This window comes from Streptomyces sp. GbtcB7, from assembly GCF_019091445.1.
Taxonomy (GTDB): Bacteria; Actinomycetota; Actinomycetes; order Streptomycetales; family Streptomycetaceae; genus Streptomyces; species Streptomyces mirabilis.
The window spans coordinates 1-240 of record NZ_JAGXJM010000550.1; the positions used below are offsets into that span (position 1 = coordinate 1).

General features: G+C 74.2%; 1 pseudogene. It reads left to right on the forward strand.

The annotated features are described in order from the left end of the window. Positions 1 to 240: pseudogene (locus KVT44_RS56775) on the forward strand (MFS transporter); the annotation flags it as partial.

The window sequence follows — 240 nt, forward strand, 5'->3', positions numbered from 1 at the left end:
CGCCCTGTGCCGCCGCGGCATCGACCGCTACGGCCTGTGGCCGGTCGGCGCCGCTTCAGCGGCGGTCGCGACCTCGGCCTGCCTCGCCCTCTCGCTCGCCGGCACCTACTCCGCCTATGTGGGGCTGGTCGCGGTCCTCATGGCTGGCGAGGGCGGCATGACCGTCGTGCTGCGCACCCTGCGCTCCCATCTGATCCCCGCCGCCGGGTTCGGCAGCACCCTCGCGCTGTCGATCCTGCT